Source organism: Frankia sp. RB5, from assembly GCF_059816245.1.
Map to the genome: position 1 here is coordinate 130,333 of NZ_JCBATA010000009.1, position 18,877 is coordinate 149,209.

At 69.7% G+C, this 18,877-nt stretch carries 14 protein-coding genes and 2 pseudogenes; 6 read left to right on the forward strand and 10 right to left on the reverse strand.

What is annotated here, in order from left to right:
- Window positions 1-341: 341 nt before the first annotated feature.
- Window positions 342-1,535, forward strand: coding sequence for an ATP-binding protein (locus AC6EXY_RS06855; RefSeq protein WP_499816831.1), 1,194 nt, complete (start codon window positions 342-344; stop codon window positions 1,533-1,535).
- 158 nt (window positions 1,536-1,693) lie between these two features.
- Here AC6EXY_RS06855 and AC6EXY_RS06860 read toward each other — a convergent pair whose 3' ends face one another.
- Together AC6EXY_RS06860 and AC6EXY_RS06865 are read right to left on the reverse strand one after the other, a co-directional pair.
- A complete protein-coding gene (locus AC6EXY_RS06860) occupies window positions 1,694-2,248 on the reverse strand; it encodes a Uma2 family endonuclease (RefSeq protein WP_101832153.1) in 555 nt (184 codons plus the stop codon).
- Between the two features lie 389 nt (window positions 2,249-2,637).
- The gene (locus AC6EXY_RS06865) at window positions 2,638-2,826 is read right to left on the reverse strand and encodes a hypothetical protein (protein WP_101832147.1); all 189 of its coding nucleotides are present in this window, start codon (window positions 2,824-2,826) and stop codon (window positions 2,638-2,640) included.
- Between the two features lie 482 nt (window positions 2,827-3,308).
- On the opposite strand from AC6EXY_RS06865, the gene AC6EXY_RS06870 reads away from it, so the two are divergent.
- The gene (locus tag AC6EXY_RS06870) at window positions 3,309-3,605 is read left to right on the forward strand and encodes a hypothetical protein (protein ID WP_499816830.1); all 297 of its coding nucleotides are present in this window, start codon (window positions 3,309-3,311) and stop codon (window positions 3,603-3,605) included.
- 140 nt (window positions 3,606-3,745) lie between these two features.
- Here AC6EXY_RS06870 and AC6EXY_RS06875 read toward each other — a convergent pair whose 3' ends face one another.
- Window positions 3,746-3,898, reverse strand: a complete 153-nt coding sequence (locus AC6EXY_RS06875; protein WP_165818399.1) for a hypothetical protein — start codon at window positions 3,896-3,898, stop codon at window positions 3,746-3,748.
- 297 nt (window positions 3,899-4,195) lie between these two features.
- On the opposite strand from AC6EXY_RS06875, the gene AC6EXY_RS06880 reads away from it, so the two are divergent.
- Window positions 4,196-6,730, forward strand: a complete 2,535-nt coding sequence (locus AC6EXY_RS06880; protein ID WP_499816829.1) for a WD40 repeat domain-containing serine/threonine protein kinase — start codon at window positions 4,196-4,198, stop codon at window positions 6,728-6,730.
- Window positions 6,721-7,425: an FHA domain-containing protein gene (locus AC6EXY_RS06885; RefSeq protein WP_101832151.1), complete on the forward strand. Its 705-nt coding sequence runs from the start codon at window positions 6,721-6,723 to the stop codon at window positions 7,423-7,425. The genes AC6EXY_RS06880 and AC6EXY_RS06885 overlap by 10 nt, the downstream gene beginning before the upstream one ends.
- A gap of 455 nt (window positions 7,426-7,880) precedes the next feature.
- Here the strand turns inward: AC6EXY_RS06885 and AC6EXY_RS06890 are convergent, their stop codons facing one another.
- A complete protein-coding gene (locus tag AC6EXY_RS06890) occupies window positions 7,881-9,485 on the reverse strand; it encodes a toll/interleukin-1 receptor domain-containing protein (protein WP_101832152.1) in 1,605 nt (534 codons plus the stop codon).
- A 234-nt stretch (window positions 9,486-9,719) separates the two neighbouring features.
- Window positions 9,720-9,820 (reverse strand): annotated as a pseudogene (locus AC6EXY_RS06895) (IS6 family transposase); the annotation flags it as partial.
- Window positions 9,821-10,514: 694 nt separating this feature from the next.
- Between AC6EXY_RS06895 and AC6EXY_RS06900 the strand changes: the two are divergent.
- Complete coding sequence (locus AC6EXY_RS06900; protein WP_499816828.1) at window positions 10,515-12,308, forward strand: reverse transcriptase domain-containing protein; 1,794 nt, start codon at window positions 10,515-10,517, stop codon at window positions 12,306-12,308.
- A gap of 117 nt (window positions 12,309-12,425) precedes the next feature.
- Here AC6EXY_RS06900 and AC6EXY_RS06905 read toward each other — a convergent pair.
- Window positions 12,426-12,619, reverse strand: a pseudogene (locus AC6EXY_RS06905) (DDE-type integrase/transposase/recombinase); the annotation flags it as partial.
- Between the two features lie 816 nt (window positions 12,620-13,435).
- On the opposite strand from AC6EXY_RS06905, the gene AC6EXY_RS06910 reads away from it, so the two are divergent.
- Complete coding sequence (locus AC6EXY_RS06910) at window positions 13,436-14,437, forward strand: glycosyltransferase family 4 protein (RefSeq protein WP_243407655.1); 1,002 nt, start codon at window positions 13,436-13,438, stop codon at window positions 14,435-14,437.
- A 92-nt stretch (window positions 14,438-14,529) separates the two neighbouring features.
- Here AC6EXY_RS06910 and AC6EXY_RS06915 read toward each other — a convergent pair whose 3' ends face one another.
- The 4 genes from AC6EXY_RS06915 to AC6EXY_RS06930 all read right to left on the reverse strand — a co-directional run.
- The gene (locus AC6EXY_RS06915; protein WP_499842314.1) at window positions 14,530-16,008 is read right to left on the reverse strand and encodes a glycoside hydrolase family 130 protein; all 1,479 of its coding nucleotides are present in this window, start codon (window positions 16,006-16,008) and stop codon (window positions 14,530-14,532) included.
- Window positions 16,009-16,067: 59 nt separating this feature from the next.
- Window positions 16,068-17,084 carry a glycosyltransferase gene (locus AC6EXY_RS06920; protein WP_243407653.1) on the reverse strand — a complete coding sequence of 339 codons (1,017 nt, stop codon included), beginning with the start codon at window positions 17,082-17,084 and terminating at the stop codon, window positions 16,068-16,070.
- Window positions 17,084-18,310 carry a glycosyltransferase gene (locus AC6EXY_RS06925; protein WP_499816825.1) on the reverse strand — a complete coding sequence of 409 codons (1,227 nt, stop codon included), beginning with the start codon at window positions 18,308-18,310 and terminating at the stop codon, window positions 17,084-17,086. Before AC6EXY_RS06925 ends, AC6EXY_RS06920 begins: the two co-directional genes overlap by 1 nt.
- A 97-nt stretch (window positions 18,311-18,407) precedes the next feature.
- The coding region (locus AC6EXY_RS06930) for a TCP-1/cpn60 chaperonin family protein (RefSeq protein WP_499816824.1) at window positions 18,408-18,877 on the reverse strand (470 nt) is incomplete at its 5' end.

Below are 18,877 nucleotides of genomic sequence, written 5' to 3' on the forward strand. Positions count from 1 at the left end.
CCTCCCTTGGATGTTGCCGTTGCGCCTGATGGCAAACCCGTCCGGACCGCAACGAGCGGAGACCGGGTGCGGGCCGCCGTCCCGGCGCGATCACCTTCGGACACGGTGTCGGTGCAGACGGTGAAAGGATGGTTGAGGTGAGTCCCGGCTCGGGTGGCCACGTCCTGTCCACGGTGAGTGCAGCGGAGTGGCAGTCAAGTGTGTGTGAAACTGGTAGTGCCACCTGTAGGATGATGGTATCGGTCTCCGTGTGGTGCCGGTAGCCATCGATTGCTGTCCAGGTCGGAGGGGTTGTGGAGAGTTCGTATCTGCCTCGGTTGGTGGATGCGAAGATCGATGAGATGTTCGGCGAGTTGCCGGCGGTGCTGATCGTCGGTCCGCGGGCGGCGGGGAAGACGACGACGGCGGCGCGGCATGCGCGCAGTGTGGTGCGTCTGGATGAGCCGGCGGAGGCGGTGGCGTTTCGGGCGGATCCGGATGCGGCGTTGCGTCAGTTTCCCGAGCCGGTGCTGTTGGATGAGTGGCAGGTCGTGCCGGGGGTGTTGGGGGCGATCAAGCGGTCGGTGGATGCGTGGCCGGGGTCGGGCCGGTTTCTGGTGACGGGGTCGGTGCGGGCGGATCTGCAGGCGGAGAACTGGCCGGGTACGGGTCGTCTGGTCCGGGTCGCGATGAGTGGTCTGTCGTTGCGGGAGATCGCCGGGCGGGTGGACGGGCCGTCGTTTGTCGACCGGATCGCCGAGGCGGGTGTGGAGGCGCTGTCGTCGCCGGCTGATCCGCCGGATCTGCCCGGCTATCTGGGGCTGGCGTTGCGGGGTGGCTTTCCCGAGCCGGCGCTGCGCCTGTCGGCTGCCCGGGGTCAGGAGTGGTTGGAGAGCTATCTGGATCAGCTTCTGACCCGTGATGTGGAGCTGCTGGGCGAGTCGCGGGATCCGGACAGGCTGCGCCGCTATGTCGAGGTGCTGGCGTTGAACTCCGCGGGGATCGTGGCGAACAGGACGGTGTTCGAGGCGGCGAGGATCAACGCGAAGACCGCCGATGCCTACGACGGTCTGTTGCGCAATCTGCTGGTCGTGGACAGTCTGCCGTCGTGGTGGACTAATCGGTTGAAGCGTCTGGTGCAGGTTCCGAAGCGTTATGTGGTGGATCCGGCGCTGATCGGGGCGGCGTTGCGGGTCGATGTCCGGGCGGTGCTGCGGGACGGTGATCTGCTGGGTCGGCTGCTGGACACGTTGGTGGTCGCGCAGCTGCGGGCTGAGGTGCCGGTGAGTGCCAGTCGGCCGCGCCTGTTCCATCTGCGTCAGGAGGGTGGTCGCCATGAGGTCGACGTGCTTGTCGAGCTGGGTGGCGGGCGGGTGATCGGGGTCGAGGTCAAGGCCGACGCCGGGCCCGGCCGTGACGCGGCACGCCACCTTGCCTGGCTGCGCGACGAACTCGGTGACCGTTTCGTCGCCGGTGTCGTCCTGCACACTGGCAAGCGGGTTTACCCGCTCGGCGAGGGCATCGTCGCCGCCCCGATCGCCACTCTGTGGAACTGAACCGCGCTCCCGACGGTCTGCTGGTGATGGCGGGCGGGCGTGGCCACGTCCTGTCCGCAGCGGCGAGAAGGGAACCGCGGCGGGATCCACCAGAGCTCGCGTGCCCGATCTGTGGTGCCCTCGCTGGGGTCGGCAGGCGGTCGATCTGGCGAACGCCGTCAGAGTCGGGTGAGGTCGATGCGGACGGGGAAGGGGGCGGCCGCGTCGATGGCGCCGGTGAAGACGTCGGTGGGCCGGTAGGTTCCGCTTGCCGGGTCCAGGACGTGGGTGTGGGTGACGGGGACGCCGGCGGCGGGCTGCTCAACCCGCCAGTAGTAGGCGATCCCGGCTTTGGCGTACTGCTCGGCCTTGACGATCCGGTCGGTCGTCTCCGATCCCGGTGAGACGACCTCGGCGACGAGCAGGACATGCTCGGGCCGGGTGGGCGTGACGTCGAGGGTGTCGGCGCGGTAGACGACGACGTCGGGACGCCGGTTCGTCAGCGGCACGTCCTGGAGGCGGACGTCGACGTCGAAGTCGGCGTTCCACTCCGGCCCTGCGGCCGCCTCCAGCGCGACCGTGAGGATCTTGACCAGGCGGTTGTGGCGTTTGGACGCGCTGGGACTCACGACGACCATCCCGTCCACGATCTCGATGCCCGCGCACTGCTCGTCGGACCAGGAGTCGTACTGCGCCGCCGTGACCTGCTCATGCATCCACGCAGGGGCAATCATCTCCGCCATCTCCGCGGTGATCACGCACCTCCCGTCACGGACCTCCAGGGCCGAGCCCCGCCGTACCAGCGTAGCGCCGCGACACTCACGCGCCGGCGGGCATCTTGTCAAAGCCACGCAACCGGCGGTCGGCTGTCGCCTGCCCTGTAGCGCACGGCTGTGCCCGACAGGACAGGGCTGTCGACAACACACGGGCAGACGCCGCAAGCTGATCAAGGGGATCAATGTCGGCAGGCGGAGTCGGTATCCTCAGAGGTGGACTGACAGAGCCAGGAAGACCGAATCGCCAGGGTTGGGGGTTCGGTTGCTGCCGAGGCGCCACAAACATCCCCAACCCGAGAAGAGGCAGCTCAGGGCGGGTGCTTTCGAGGTGAGGTTGGGGGTTCGGCTCAGTTTCGGCCGAGGCGGTCCCTGCGTTGGTCGACGAGTAGACGCCGCTGATCGGCGAGTACGCACTCCTCGGGAATGATCCTGCTGGTAGTGCGGTCCGCCTGTCCGTAAAGGAAGGTGAGGTTGGCACGGGCGGTGAGGCCGTCGGGATGGTCCGGTCCGAGTAGCCGCGTACCGTCCGCGACCACCTACTTCTTGAGGCCGAGTGCCTCGCTGGTCCGCCCGGCCTGCCTGTAGAAGGCCGCGAGGTTGATACCGGGCGGTCAGGGTGTGCGGATGCTCCGGTCCGAGCAGCCGGGCGGGCACTGTTGCATCGGCAGAGTCCGTTGTCCCGCAGCTCCTGACCGGTCATGATCGAGTGATGCGTCGACGTCGTGTCCGCCCACCGGTTCCGACGTCGGTAGGGGAGCCTCGTGCAATTGCTGGATGGGCGGAAGCCTCGGCAGGCCGCCGCATGTCGAGAGGAGGATGACGAGCAGGGGACCTACTTGGGGGTGTTTTCCTCCAGGGAGGTGCAGGGTTTCTGGCTGTTGCACCAGATCCTACCCCAGCGGTGATTAAACTGGTCCACGATAGTGTAGGAGATCCTTATCGGCTGGGATGGTGAAGGCGTCGAGCACCATCCGTACGGGAACCGACCCCAGTCTCCCGTGAATCCGTATGTTTGCTTGTGATTCTCGTCTACGCCGACTTCAGATCCAAGGACTGTGAAATTGGAATCTGGGCCTTTCGTAAAACGGACAACGAACTGCTGATTCTGATAGCCTCCCGTGAAGATCTGAACCTGCGCACCACCGGAATCGATGATATCAACAAATTCTCGAAGGTGATATCCGCTGGGCGGATTGAATCCACACGGTGCGCCCGGTGTCCTGGACGCGGCGGCCGACGCGGGAGCGGCGAAGGCCAGGGCAACCAGTGTGACCGCGGAGAGCAGCGTGAGAAGATAAGCGGCCTTTCCTCGTGAACGGTCCTGATGAAACTGAGGCGACGCTGGCGCCGTCATCGAATGGCCTCCACTCATGCGTGTGCGAAACCGGAAGGATCTTCATCGGATTCGGTTCGAGGTCAGAATGCCCCGACGATCGCATCCCGAATAGTGTAGTGCTACACCCGTGCCCTGGTCGGATTGGGAGCGGTGTGAGCGGGAACCGTCCGGCGCGCGTCGAACAGCTGGCCGACCTGGCGTTCCGTCAGCGGCGAGCGGGTGAGGTCCTTGATCTGGCGGCGGTAGGACGCGGCGTCGGACGCCGAGGGCACGGCCAGCTGCTGCGGCGCGTCACGGCTCCAGAGACGCAGGCACGCCGCTAGCGGCTCGGAGGCGACGACGCTTTCGTGGTCCGTCCCGCGGCGTGCCTGTCGGCCGTACCCCCGACCTGCGCAGACGCGTTGGTCCGACGCGAGGTTCGACGGACAGGCATACCGAAGCGGCATCTTCTGGCACAATCCCCTCCGCGACACGAATCCGGCCGGACCGTGACATCCGGTTGGCTTATCGCGAACGGGGAGTCACACAGTGCGACGACACGGCCTTCCTGCGCGGCGCCGATGGCCCGCGTGACGTCCATCGACCCGAAGCGGATCGCCGCGGCGCTGCCCGCCTACACGATCGGTGGCGTGCTGGGCCGCGGTGGCCACGGCGTGGTCGTCGCCGGGGAGCACCGGCAGCTCAGGCGCCGGGCCGCCATCAAGGCAGTGTCGATCGACTCCGCCATGACCGACGCGGTGATGACCGCCGAGGCCCAGATGCTGGCAATGCTCGATCATCCCCACATCGTGCGGGTCTACGACTATCTGGAGGCGGACGACCTGGCCCTGATCGTGATGGAGCTGCTCGAGGGCGGCACGCTGCACCCCGGCCCGGGCTTCGGGCAGGTCAAGGCGTGCGCGGTGGCGCTGGCGATGGCCGAGGGCCTGCGTCACGCCCACGAGCGGGGCATCCTGCATCGCGACATCAAGATGACCAACGTGCTGTTTGACAGCACCGGAACGCCCAAGATCGGCGACTTCGGCATCGCACGGATGTTCACCGATACCGGCGTGGACCCGACTCTCGGCCGGGTGCGCGGCACCCCCCGGTATATGGCTCCCGAGCAGCTTTCCGGCTCGCGGCTGAGTCCTGGCACCGACCTGTACGCCCTCGCGCTCGTGTTCTACGAGCTGCTCACCGGCGTCCCGGCCTTCGACCCCTACCGGCCGCTGCGGCGCCTGGTGGAGCCCCCGCAGCCCCCGTCCTCCATACCCCGGCCGATCGGCGACGTCGTGCTGCGCTCGCTCGCCCGCGATCCCGACGACCGATACCCGCAGGCCACTGACTTCATGGCCGCGCTGTCCGCGGCCACCACGGACGTCTACGGCGCCGACTGGCTCGCCGACGCCCACGTGCCGGTCCACAGCACGTCCAGTGTCCGCCGCACCGCCACCACCGACCCGCCGGAGGGCAGCGCGTGCTTGCCGGACCGTCCGCCGACCGAGACCACCCGCTCGGTCGATGGTCCGCTCGTGACACCCGCCGAGGCCATGGCCGCGATCAGTCGCGTGGGCGGCGCTGGGGGCGATGACGCCGTTGGCGGTGGTATAAGGCCGAGCAGCCCCGGCGCGCCCGGCGGGCCCTGGCGGCGTCGCTCGGTGGTCCTGCTGGGCGGCGTGGCGGCGCTGGTCGCGGTCGTGGGGCTGGTCACGTCGCTGCTGGTGATGCTGTCGGGAGGCGGGAAGGCCAGCGCCAATCCGGGTGATCCGCAGGCGTGGTCCCGGCAGTTGGCCGCAGCCTCGGTCGCCACCAAGCACGACGACCCCGCGCTCGCCCACCGCCTCGCGCTCGCCGCCTTCCACACCGCGCCCACCACCGAGGCCCGGCTGCGCGTCCTGGCCCTGTTCGCCGCCGGTACCAGCCCGCTGGCCACCCTCGCCGGCCACACCGGTAGGATCCGCACGGCCGTGTTCAGTCCGGACGGGACGCTGATTGCCACCGCCGGAGAGGACGGCGCCCCCCGGCTGTGGGACGCCAACAGCCGCGGCACCAGCAACGGCCCCCTGGCCACCCTCATCGGCCACAGCGGTCCGATCGTCACCATCGCGTTCAGCCCGGATGGAAGCCTGCTCGCCACGGCCAGTGAGGACCACACGGTCCGGCTGTGGAGCACCCACGACCGCGGTCCCGCCGTCCGGCCGCTGGCCACCCTGACCGGTGCCACCGATCAGGCGGCCTGGTTGGCGTTCAGTCCGGACAGCCGCACCCTGGCCACGACCAGCCGGGATCACATGGCTTGGTTGTGGAGCGCCGGGAGCCGAGGCACCGTCAGTCAGCCCCTGGCGGTCTTCACCGGCCACACCAATGCGGTCGACGGGGCGGCGTTCAGCCCAGACGGCCGTCTGGTCGCCACTAGTGGCGAGGACGGTGTGACCCTGCTCTGGAGCTCCGCCGCCCGCGGCACCGTCAGCACGCCGCTGGCCACCCTGGCCGGGCACTCCGGCGCCGTCTACGAGGTGGCCTTCAGCCACGACGGTCATCTGCTCGCCACCGGCAACGACGGTCGGACCGCCCAGCTGTGGGACCCCAGCCGACGCGGCGCGGTCGAACCGCTGGCGACCCTCACCGGATATGGCCACCCGGTCTGGTCTCTGGTGTTCAGCCCGGACGACCGCCTCCTCGCCACCGCCACCCAGGACAGCGTGGGGCGCGTCTGGAGCACCGCGAGCCGTGGCACCGTCGGCACGCCGCTGGCCTCCCTGGCCGGTCAGGGAGGCCAAAAGAGCTCCCTGTCGGCGGTGGCGTTCACACCGGACGGCCGGCTGCTCGCGACCGCCAGCCAGGCGGGATCCGTCTGGCTGCGGGACGCCACCAGCCGAGGCACGGCAAGCCGGCCGCTAGCCGAACTCACCAGCAGCGCCGGCTCGGTCAACGCGGTGGCGATCAGTCCGGACGGCCGAACACTCGTCACCGCGGGTGAGGACAGCACGGTCCGGCTGTGGGACATCGGCGCCGACCGGCTCGTCGCCACCGCCTGCGCCACCTCGCCCACCGACCAGCTCACGCCCGACGAGTGGCACCACGTGCTCCCGTCCACCCCCTACCTCCCGCCATGCGCCTGACCCGCGTCCCCATCCCGCAGACGCCACCGGCCGACGACCTTCCCACCGTGGTGCTGGAGTACGACGGGAACAGGTGGGCGGCAACCCACGCCAGGGAGATCACCATCGGCCGCGAACGGACCTGTGACATCACTCTTCCGAGTGACACCTGGCTGTCACGGCTCACGGCGTCAGTGCGGGTCCTGGACGACTGCGTCCTGGTTTACAACCGGTCGGCCAGCAAGCCGATCTCACTGCGCCCACCCGTCGGCGAGGACCTGGTCATCAGACCCGGGGGCGCGGCAACGCCGCTTCCCGTCCTCACGTTCGACATCGTCGCGAACCTCGTGGACGGCGGTATCGTCGCCGTCCACGTCGACGCGTCGGCGCTCGGCTTCACCTGGCGAGTCCGCGAGATGGTGATGTCCCTGGCCGGCGGGGCGACCTCCACGATGCCGATCACGCTCAGGCCGGCGGAGTCCAAGGCCCTCACCGAGCTGTGCCGCCCGCTGCTGTCCGGGTCGGGCCCGAACCTCCGATCGGCCAGCTACGAGGAGGTCGGCACTCGACTGAAACGCTCACCCGCCTACATACGCAACGTGATCACCGGCGTGCGGCTGCGGCTACAGGCCTGCGGGCTGCCGGGACTGGACACCTCGGAGGATCTCGCGCGCTGGCTGATCAATCATCGCGTGATCGCCGAGGGTGACCTCTGAGCCTCCGGCGAGTCTCCGCGCCGGCCGCTGGCTGGCAGCGACGAGCTCGGGGCGGGCACGGGCTTGGTCGGCGACCGTAACCCTGTGGGGCGCAGAACTGGGCCACCGGCCTTGATGCGATGAAGGAGCGGGGCCTCCGCTCCTTGGTGACGGCCCCCGGGTAGGCCGGGGGTTGTTGCCCGGGTGTTGGAGGCGACTACGGCTGGTACTGGGCGGTCGACGCGCTGGCCGACCTGGACGCCAGGGTGCATCTCTGGCGCATCCGCTGGGGGCGAAGGCGTTCTACTACCGGCGGGTGAAGAACGACGTCCGCGACGCCACGGATCTCGCCTCGCCATCGCTGGCCCGCCCACAGCGCGATCACTTCGCCTGCCCTTCGACGACGTCCTCACGGTCTCGTGATCCGACGGCGTCGGCGGGCGTCGCGGGATGGCGGAGTAGGCGGGCTCGTCCCGTCAGGGGTTCGGCGCCCTGGTCCACAGGCGGATGTCCTGGTCGCGGCCGGCGGAGGCGAGGGTGTTGCCGTCGGGTGCGAAGGAGACGGACATGACGCGTTCGGTGTGGCCGACGAGCGGGGTGCCCAGTGGGCGGGGGTGGTGGGGTTGGCGGAGGTCCCAGAGCCGAACGGTCTTGTCGCTGCTGCCGGTGGCCAGGGTGCGGCCGTCCGGGGCGAAGGCCACCGAGGCGACCCAGCCGGAGTGCCCCGCGAGGGACTGGGGCGGTTCCGGTTCGAGGCTGTGGATGTTCCAGAGCAGCACGGTGTGGTCCTCACCGCCGGCTCCACCGGCCAGGGTGCGGCTGTCCGGTGAGAAGGCGATCGACCACACCTGGATGGTGTTGGTGAACAGGGCGGCGGTGCAGTGGGGCCGTCTCGGGTCGCTGATGTCCCACAGCAGGACCCTGCGGTCGTCGCCGGCGCTGGCGAGGGTGCGTCCGTCGGGGGAGAAGGCAACCGAGCGCACCGAGTCGGTGTGATCGGTGAGCGGCGGGCCGAGCGGGCGTGGTTCGTGCGGCTTCTCGACGTCCCAGAGTCGGATGGTGTGGTCGTCGCCGGCACTGGCGAGGGTGTGGCCGTCGGGGGAGAAGGCCACCGACCAGACGCCGCGGGCGTGCCCGGAGCTGGTCCCTGCCTGGTGCGCGTTGCGTGGATCGTGGACGTTCCACAGCATCACGGTGTGGTCCTCGCTGGCGCTGGCGAGGAGGGCCCCGTTCGGTGAGAAGGCCAGTTGGTGAACTCCGCGGGTGTGACCGTGGAGGGGGGCGCCGAGACGGCGCGCCTGGTGCGGATCGCTGACCTCCCATAGCCGGACCGCGTCCCCGCCGCCGGAGGCGAGCGTTCGTCCGTCGGGAGAGAAGCGCACCGAACTGACCCAACCCCGGTGGCCGACGAGGTAGGAACCGATGGGGGAGAACCGCACCGAATCTGATCTCTGACCGGCCGCATCACGAACGGGAACGATGGGCGGAGAGGCAGGCGAGGAGAACCATGCCGAGTCCGCTCCGTCCGCCGCCCCCGCGCCGGGTACGGGGGCGGCGGAAGCGGACGAACGGGGGCCGCCTGGCCCGGGGAAAGCCGTAGGCCGCGCGCGCCAGGGCGGGCTGGGAAAGTTCGGGGCGACGTCAGGCCGCATCCGGCCTTCCAACGCTCCCCGTACCCCGGCGAGCAGGCGACGGCGCGCCTCGTTCACGCCGAGATCGAACAGGTCGATGGAGACCCAGGTACGCAACGGCTCCGGTCGCTCGCAGTCCTCGATGCGGACCGGCAGCAGCTTGCGCTCGAATCCGCCGGGATCGGCCTGCTGGGCGGCCTGCCACTCCTCCCGGCCGTAGAAGGAGGTCAGATACGCCCTCGACAGGACCGCGATGGTCCGGGTGGCACCGAAGGCCTCCTCCATCTTGCCTCGCCAGTCATTGCCGGGGACGAAGTCCCAGGCCTGGATCGTCACCCGGTATCCGGCCCTCTCCAGCTCCCAGGCGATCCATTCTGCCCAGGACCTGTCGTACCTGGTGTAGGAGATGAAGAAGTCCGCCCCGGCCGTCCTGGCATCAGCCCCCGACATACCAACATTCTCCATCACCCGAAGCGAATATGTCGGTGCGGGTTCGAAGACGGCTCACCAGACCGGGCGAGGGGTGCCGGCCAGGCACTTCTACCTGGGGCAGCCCGCAAAGTGGCTCTCCGCGGATCATCGGAGGTTGTGTTCGACTGACTACGCTGTGATCGTCGGTGCGGTCACGGGGCACTGTTGCGTTGCTGATGACCTGTGCGTGACAGCGGCCCAGGCGTCTGCTGGTCAGACGGCTGCGTCGAGTTCGGTGAACGCGGCTGCCAGCTCAGCCGCGGGTGGATGTCGATCCCGAGTTCGTAGTGGCCGCGGCGGATGTTCTGGACGAGGGGTGCGACGACGAGGTCGCACAGAGTGAGTGAGACCAGTGATGGAGGGCCGGTGGTCGGTACTGAGTCTCCGGGCTAGTGGCTCGGGAGCCCGTCCCCGCCCTGGCACGCGCGCCGCATGCAGTCCATGCGCTGGGTGTGAAGCCCGGGGAAAAGCCCAAGAACCGATGTCCATCCGTCGGGAACAGGCGAGGGGAAGGCCGGAAGGGTGAATAAGGTGAACCCTTGATGGAAGCCTCGTAATCAGAAGCGCCGGAGATGGAATGCAAGACCGGCGTCCAGGGCCTGCCGCTGGGAGGCGGCGATGGCGGCTGGGGTTCTTTCCTCTGGCCGTATGAGCACCGTGGCCCCGGGGTAGAGAGGGCACCCCATCCCGGCTGTATCTCACATGTGCGGAACGCGGAAACCCCGTCGAGGTCCGGAGAGCTGACCGGCTTCGGTAAGCCGACCGTAAGGGGGGCTTAATGCCATGGCGGGAAAGGATGGCTCAGGAAGCGAACGGCGGCAGCCGAAAGGCGACAGGAAGGCGGGTGCAGATGGCGGGACCTTCAACCGGCCGCGCCCGTGTAACTGGCCGTATACCAGGCTTGACCCGTGCCTGGGCCCGAAAGGGAGCTGACGTGAGCCAGGTGGCCCTTTGGACACACCGATGACAAGGAACCGCCCGAGTCCGAGGGGCACGTTGGGCGCTTCGGTGAAGGACACGACCAGCACCGCCGTGGTGGCGGTGTCGACCGTGCCCGAAGCTGGGGTGAACGGACCCGAGGACCTGCCGGACTGGGATGCCATCGACTGGTCGTCGCAGGACAGGCAGGTAGCGCGGCTACGGCAGAGGATCTTCAAGGCGACGCAGGCGGGCGACATCAAGCGCGCCCGAAATCTACAGAAACTGATGTTGCGCAGCCGTGCCAACACGTTGGTCAGCGTGCGGCAGGTAAGCCAGCGCAACTCCGGCCGAAAGACGCCGGGAGTGGACGGCGAGGTCGCTATGACCTCTCGGCAGCGGGCCTCGTTGGCCCAGTGGCTGCAACGATGCGGATCGGGCACGGTCCCACTCCCCGTCCGACGGGTGCACGTCCCCAAGAAGAACGGAAAAGGCAGACCACTCGGTATACCCGTCATCGCGGACCGCGCCCAGCAGAACCGGGTCAAGAACGCATTGGAACCCGAGTGGGAAGCCCGGCTGGATGCCAGCCAGTATGGCTTCCGGCCCGGACGAGGCTGCCATGACGCGATCGAGAAGATCTTCTCCCTGCTGGGAAAGAAAGGAGCGAAACGCGGGTGGATCCTCGACGCGGACCTCCAGGCCGCGTTCGACAGAATCAACCATAACCATTTGCTCGGCCGCCTTGCTGGCTTCCCTGGGCGGGAACAGATAGCAGGGTGGTTGCGGGCGGGGGTGGTCGACAATAACCGGTACGCCCCGACCTCGGAGGGAACTCCCCAGGGCGGGGTCATTTCACCGCTGCTACTCAATATAACGTTGCAGGGCATAGAGGAAGCCGCCGGGGTCAGATACCGGAAGAACGGAGAACTTGCCCGGGACTGCCCCGCCGTCGTCGTCTACGCCGATGACCTGGCCGTGCTGTGCCACAGCCAGGAACAGGCCGAAACGGCACGGGAGCGCCTCGCTGTCTGGCTGGCTCCGAAGGGTCTGCGTCTCAACGACGCAAAGACCCGGATCGCCACCGACACCGAGGGGTTCGACTTCCTCTCATTCAACGTCCGCCGTTACCCGACGAAGGACGGCCCGAAACTGCTCATAAAACCCAGCGGGGAGGCGCTGACCAGGATACGGCGGCGGATGAAGGCCGAACTGCGGGCGCTGCGGGGACAGCCCGCCTCGGCCGTGATAGGCAAGCTTAACCCCATCATCAGAGGGCAGGCGGCCTACTACCGGACAGGGGTGGCGAAGAAAGCGTTCAGCGATCTGGACCGGGTTCTCTGGGTGCAACTCGACCAGTGGGCGCGGGGCGCCCACCCCAACAAAGGCCGACAGTGGATCATAAAGCGCTACTGGGGCCCGTTCAACAAGTCCAGGAACGACCAGTGGGTATTCGGAGATCACAAGACCGGCGCCTACCTGCACAAATACGCCTGGACTCCGATCATCCGGCACGTCATGGTCGCGGGCCGGTCGTCTCCGGACGACCCGGCCCTTGCCGATTACTGGACCGACCGACGTCGACGGCAGACCCGTCACGGCCCACCTTTGGCATCGTCCGTCCAACACGCCTTACGCGCACAGGGCGGCAGATGCCCGGGCTGCGGCCACAGTCTGCTGTTCGCCGACCGCACACCCGACCTCCCCGGACAATGGGAGAACTGGTTCCGCACGCTCCGCACGGCGATCGAACGAAAGGACATCGTCACAGGAAACGCGGACGGCCGGGCTGGACACCACACAAGCACGACCCGAACCATGCACGTGGGGATATACATGCACGCTGACTGCGCCCGCCGCCACCCCGGCAGCGGACACGGTTGACACGGACAGCAACTGCAGAGACTGCAAACCAAAGCGGGCTGCTTGAGCCGTGTGCGCCGGAAGGCGCACGCACGGTTCTGAGGGGACGGGGACGCAGCAATGCGCCCCCGTTACCCGGCCGTGTCCGGCGCTGACGGTCTGGATGGAGCGGAGGCGTTCAGTCCGCGCATCGGTCGGAGCCGGGCTTTGAGCCGGCCGTGGTCGGCTTCGATCCAGTTGTTCTTCCGGGCGGCGTCGACGTGGCAGGCCTCGGGTAGGAGTTCGTCGAGGAGCCGCGGGTGGACCGGTGCCTTGTCGGTCGTGACCTCGAGCACCGGGACACTCGCATTGAAAGCAGTCGTCCGCCGCAGCGCGCGCGACGGCGGGACCGGTCGCCAGACCAGGTCCTCTCCGCCGACCCGAGCCGTGTTGATCGCGAGGACCGCGGCGCTGGGGTGGGTGGACTTTTCGCCAGCCAGGAGGTCTGGACGGCCGTCTCCGCGTGAGCCTGCGCGTCACCCGACCAGTCGGTTGATCTTGCGGTCCCGCGTCGTTCACACGGCCCGGGACCTCGATGTATATGGCCTGGGCCTCTGCTCGCCGTTGCAGATTCGTGCCGCAGGCCAGCCGGCCAAACAGCTGTTAGGTGGCGAGTGCGGACAGCGTGAACGTGTGTGCGATGTGTAGTCGCATGGGTCATGGTGGTTGGGGTTGTTTGTGGTGCGTTGCCGAGGCGCGACAGGCCTCCCCAACCCTGGTATGTGCAGCTCAAGGTGGGTGGTCTCGGGGAGCGGTGGGGGGTTCGATTCATCTGCGGAGGCCTTGGCCTGCGTCGGGGTGACGGCTGGCATCAGGGCGCTCGGCGTCGTTGCCGCTATCTTGTTCCGTGGTAATAAAGCGTCTTCCTGGCTACTCGTCTGCGACGGCGGGCGGGTGGCTTTGCGGTGGTGTCCGCTGGTGTGATCGCGGGAGTCTGGCTGCTGGGTCTGATCGTTGTGCTGCGCGGTACGACGCCTGCGGAGAGGCCGCGGATCACCGCGGCGTACGGCCGGGCGGGGCGGGCCCATACTGCTCGTGGGCGGTCCGTGGAGACTCTCGGCTTTGAGGCGGTTGAGCATGGTGATCGACAGGGCGACGAGGAGGGCGGTGTGAAGGTCGCGATGCTGGCGCCGGTGGCGTGGCGCACCCCGCCGCGGCACTACGGCCCGTGGGAACAGATCGCCAGCCACCTCGCGGAGGGCCTGCTGGCGCGCGGCGTCGATGTCACCCTGTTCGCGACGTTGGACTCGCGCACGGCCGGGAAGCTGGATGGCGTATGCCCGCACGGGTATGCCGAGGACCCGGCGCTCGACGGCCGGGTGTGGGAGGCGTTGCACGTGTCCCATGCGCTGGCCCGCTCCGGCGAGTTCGACCTCGTGCACAGTCATCTCGACTGGCTGCCGTTGGCGTTCGCGGCGCATGTCCGGGCCCCGATGGTCACGACGGTCCACGGGTTCTCGGACCCGCGCATCCTCCCCGCCTACAGCCGGGCGGCCTCCGCCTACGTGTCCATCTCCGACGCCGATCGCAGCCCTGAACTGGACTATGTCGCGACGGTGCACCACGGCATCGACCTGGCGGCCCTGCCGTTCTCGGCGGCCGGCGGCGAGGATCTGGTGGTACTCGGCCGGATCCATCCCGACAAGGGCACCGCGGCAGCCATCGAGATCGCCCGGATGGCCGGCCGGCGGCTGGTGATCTGCGGGATCATCCAGGACGAGCATTACTTCGCCGAGCAGGTGCTGCCCCACGTCGACGGGGACGCGGTGAGCTACCTCGGGCCGGTGGGGCCGTCCCGGCGAGCCGAGGTGCTGGGGTGCGCCGCGGCGCTGCTCCATCCGATCGCGTTCGACGAACCGTTCGGCCTCGCGGTCGTGGAGGCGATGGCCTGCGGCACACCGGTCGTCACCTACCCGCGTGGAGCCATGCCGGAGATCGTCGACGAGGGGGTGACCGGGTTCCTGGTCGACGGCCCGGCCGCGGCGGCGGCCGCGGTGGATCGGGCCGCCGGTCTCGACCGTGCCGCCTGCCGGGCCATGGCGAGCCGGCGGTTCTCGACGGCTCGCATGGTCACCGACTATCTGGCTGTCTACGGACGCATCCTCGGCTGACAGGTTCCGCGGTTCGGGCCAGCCCCCCGGGGGTCAGGCTCATCGAGTCAGGCCACGTCAGGTCAGGCCCACGTCAGGTCAGGCCCGTCAGGTCAGGCTCGGGGGATCATCCGCGCGAGCAGGGCGTCGACGGGCACGCTCGCCATCCCGACCCGGGAGTCACCGATCCCGTGAGGCAGCCACAGCCGGCCGTCGTGGACCAGTCCGCCACAGGAGTAGACGACGTTGGGGACGTAGCCCTCGGACTCGGTCGTGATCGGGGTGAGCAGCGGCTCGGGCAGTGCCGCGACCACGGTGGACGGGTCCGCCAGATCGAGCAGGATCGCTCCCACCGTGTAGGTGCGCATCGGCCCGACGCCGTGGGTGAGGACGAGCCAGCCCGCCGACGTCTCGATGGGTGAACCGCAGTTGCCGACCTGGATGAGTTCGAAGGCCGCCGTCGACTGGTGGACCGGGCGAAACGGTTCCCAGACCAGCCCGTCAGCCGAGGCGGTCAGACCGGTGGTCTCCCCGTCGGATCGGCAGAGCGCGAGGTGACGGCCGCCGACGAGCCGAGGGAACAGCGCCATCCCCTTGTTCCGGGCTGCCGGGCCGGTGAGCGGCGAGGTCGTGAACGTCCGCAGATCGGGGCTGGTGATCAGCCTCGGCCGGATGTCGGTGCCGTCATAGGCGGTGTAGGTCGCCCGGTAGTCGACGGTCCCGTCCGGCGCGGTGAAGCGGACGAACCGCGCGTCCTCCATTCCCTTGCACTCGCTGGCGACGGTGGGCCACAGCACCCGTTGCGCGAGACCGCTGTCCGCCGGGAACTCGACTCTTCGCAGCGTTCCGGCGACGGACCGGATCCCGGCCAGGATGCCGGCGGCCTGGGGACGGCGCAGGAGATCCGCAGGCATGCTGGCGAAGGCCTGTTCAAGGTCACCGCCCGCCAGGCTCCGGTCGAGGGCGTCGAGGACCGAACGCGTCACCTCGTCGTCGAGGCCGTCGTCGGTGAGCAGGGCACGCAGCCGATCGTGCTCCCAGGTGACCGGCACGGCCACGCCCGTGGTGAGCGGACCGGTGCGCGGCTCCAGTCGCACCGCCGAGCCCGGGCCGATCACGGCGACCGCGAAGCCGATCGAGGACAGGTGCCCCTCACCGACGGCGCGCAGGCTGAGCGCCAGCCGCAGCGCGCCGGCGTGAAGCCCCGACTGGTCGGGGTGCGCGACCGCCGAGGGATTGGTCACGGCCGCGCCCTCCACCGCGTACTCGGCGGTGAAGCACGCGCCGAGCAGCAGCGTGCGCACCGGCGAGAGCTCCGTCGGCGTACGGACCCGAGGAGCGATGATCGCGGCGTGCCGCGTCAGGATGCCCCGGTAGTCCCGGTGACGCGGCCCGAACCGGTCGAGCAGGGCCGCGACGAGGACGTCGACCTCGTCATCGCCCAGAGCGAGCACCCTGGCCACGATGCCCGCGGCCCGGGAGTGCGGCTCGTTGCCCTCCTCGCCGGGAAGGAAGAGCTTCGCGATGACCCTGCCGGGGTCCGCGGTCAGCGTCAGTGGATGCCGGGTGACCAGGTCCGACTCCAAGGTCACGGGGTCCGACTCCAAGGTCACGGGGTCGGGCTCGAGCGTCACGGGGTCGGGCTCGAGAGTCACGGTGTCCTTGACGCGAGCAGGCGGCGAGCGTGCTGCGCTGTCGAGAGCAGGGCGAGGGTGGACTCCGCCCCCTGGTTGGCGTTGCATCCCTCGGGTTCGAGGCCGTCGTGGCAACCGCCGGTCGCGACGTCGATCAGCGGGGTGCCGTTGTCGTTCTCGCCGAGGAACCATCCGTGCGCCCGCCCGAGACCGGTCAGCCACCGGTTCCGGCCGGTCGCAGCGTAGGCCCGCGCGCAGGCATCCGCGATGGCGGCGGCCTCGATGGGCTGCTGGTCGAAGCCGGGCCTGCGATCACCGCGGGGGCGCCGGCCGGCGACGGGGGTCGGCGACAGCGTCCCGCCCCGGGTCTCCATGTGAAGCAGCCAGGCCAGCAGCCGCGCTCCGTCCGCGAGCGCCGCGGAGTCGGGCAGGCACATGCCGGCGAGGATCAGCGCCTCCGGCACCGCCGCGTTGGCGTAGCGCAGCGTGGGCTCGGGCCACGGCCAGGCGGGATCGTCGCCGATCGGGCCGATCGCGGCGACGGCGTCGGTGAGCAGGGCCCGGGCCGCGCTGTCGTCCGGGTGGGCGAGCAGCATCTCGCCGGCGCCGAGGGCGGCGAAGGTCATGGCCCGCGGCCAGGGGGATCGCCGAGCGGCGCTGGCGTGGAACCCCTCGCGGGCCATCGCCCGCAGCCGCGAGGTGGGCGCCAGGGCCGCCGCTGTGCCCAGCCCCCACAGTGCCCGCCCCCAGCAGTCTCCGACCTCGGGGTTGTCCAGCCAGCGACCCTCGGTGTCCCGCCGGTTGACGATCAGCCCGTCCGGCGCCTGCGCCGCCAGCACGAAGAGGAGATAACGCTCGAGCAGTCGGATGAGCTCCAGCGGTGGCGACGGCTCGCGGGAGAGAACGACGAGCCCGCGCGCGACGTCGTCCACGCAGTAGCCGTACTCCCGGCGTGGGATCGAGCCGAGCGCATGCTCGAACAGGCCGATGTCGTCGCTGAGCCGGAGAAGATGGTGGAACGAGATCGCGGCCATCACCGCCTCGCCGCCACGGTCGCCGTAGCCGTCGTGGGCGTGCGCGTCGGCGTCGGCACCGTCCCAGGAGCTCGCTGGGACACGGGCGCGACGCTCGGCCTGCTTCCGGTGCGGGCGGCCAACCCGGCCGCCAGCCGGCGGTAGCGCCGGGCCACCGCGGGCCACAGCAGCTCGGGTGCGTGGGCGGCGGTGGCGCTCGCCAGCCCGCGGACGACGCCGTCGTCGGTGATGATGCTGCGCACCGCCGCCGCGATCGCCGCCACGTCACCGTGGGGTACGAGCAGGCCGGTGCCGTCGCCGAGCAGTTCGACCGCGTGCGGGAAGCGGGTGGCGACGACGGGCCGCAGCGCCGTGACCGCCTCGATGAGGATGCCGGAGGTCACCTGGTCGACGGAGTCGTAGGGGAGCAGGACGACGTCGGCGCCGCTCACGAGCTCGGCGAGCGATCCCGGGTCGAGGTAGCGGTGGTCGAAGACGACCGCATCGGTCACGCCGAGCCGAGCGGCCAGGGCGGCAAGCCCGTCGCGGTACGCCTCGCCCTCCCGGGCGAGCACCTTGGGATGGGTCAGGCCGGCGACGAGGTAACGCGGAGCCGGGTCGAGGTCGGCCAGCTCCGCCATCGCCGCGATGCCCCATTCGATGCCCTTGCCTGGGCCGAGCAGGCCCCAGGTGAGGACGGTCGGCCGGGCGGACCGCGCCGGCGCGGCGCGCCGGTTCTCGGCCGCGCCGTGGGGGATGACCGAAACCCGGTGCGTGTGGGCCCGGTACCCGTCGACCAGCCGGACCCGCGCGGTCTCGGTCATCACGACGACCGCGTCCGCCGACGCGACCAGCGCCTCCAGGACCTCACGCTGGTGCTGGGTCGGGCGCACGAGCACGGTGTGCAGGACGACCACCACCGGCACCTCGACGTTGTCGAGGACCTCGATCACCTCGTCGCCGTCCGGACCGCCGTAGACCCCGTACTCGTGCTGCACGATGACGACGTCGAAACCGTTCAGGAGCCGCGCCGCGCGGCGCGGGCCGCCCGGGGTTCCGGCCACCAGGTCCCCCACGACGGCGGCCGGCCGCGGGCCGGGGCCCGCGGGCGCGTCGAGCAGCCGGACCACCCCGCTGGAGGCGCCGGGCGCCGTGCTGGTCAGTTCGTCGAACAGCGCCGCCGTGAAGGTGGCGAGGCCGCACTGTGTCGGGGGGTAGGTGCTGAGAAAGCCGTAACGGAGGGGCACGGAGGCCCACCTTCCGGTCAGGTGCCGACACCGAGTCGGCCGGCGGGTACGCGAGCGCTGTGCTCGGCGTGGATGCGCGGTGCGGCTGGCCGGCGGGTCAGAAACCCATACCAGCCATGGCATCCGCACCGTCCCCGGCGCCGCCGACCGACGGACGGTCCGCCACGACAACCTCGATGGTGAGGAACAGGCCGGCGATCGACGCGGCGTTCTGCAGCGCCGAGCGGGTGACCTTCACCGGGTCGATGATGCCGGCGGCGATCAGGTCCACGTACTCGCCGGTGGCCGCGTTCAGGCCGTGGCCGACCGGCAGGTCCCGGACCTTCTCGACGACGACACCGCCCTCGAGGCCCGCGTTGCTCGCGATCTGGCGGAGCGGGGCGGCCAGCGCCAGGGCCACGATCCTGGCGCCGGTTGCCTCGTCGCCGGAGAGGTCGAGCTTCTCGAAGGCGGTGATCGACGCTTGGAGGAGGGCGACGCCGCCACCGGCGACGATGCCTTCTTCGACGGCGGCCTTGGCGTTGGACACCGCGTCTTCGATGCGGTGCTTCTTCTCCTTGAGTTCGA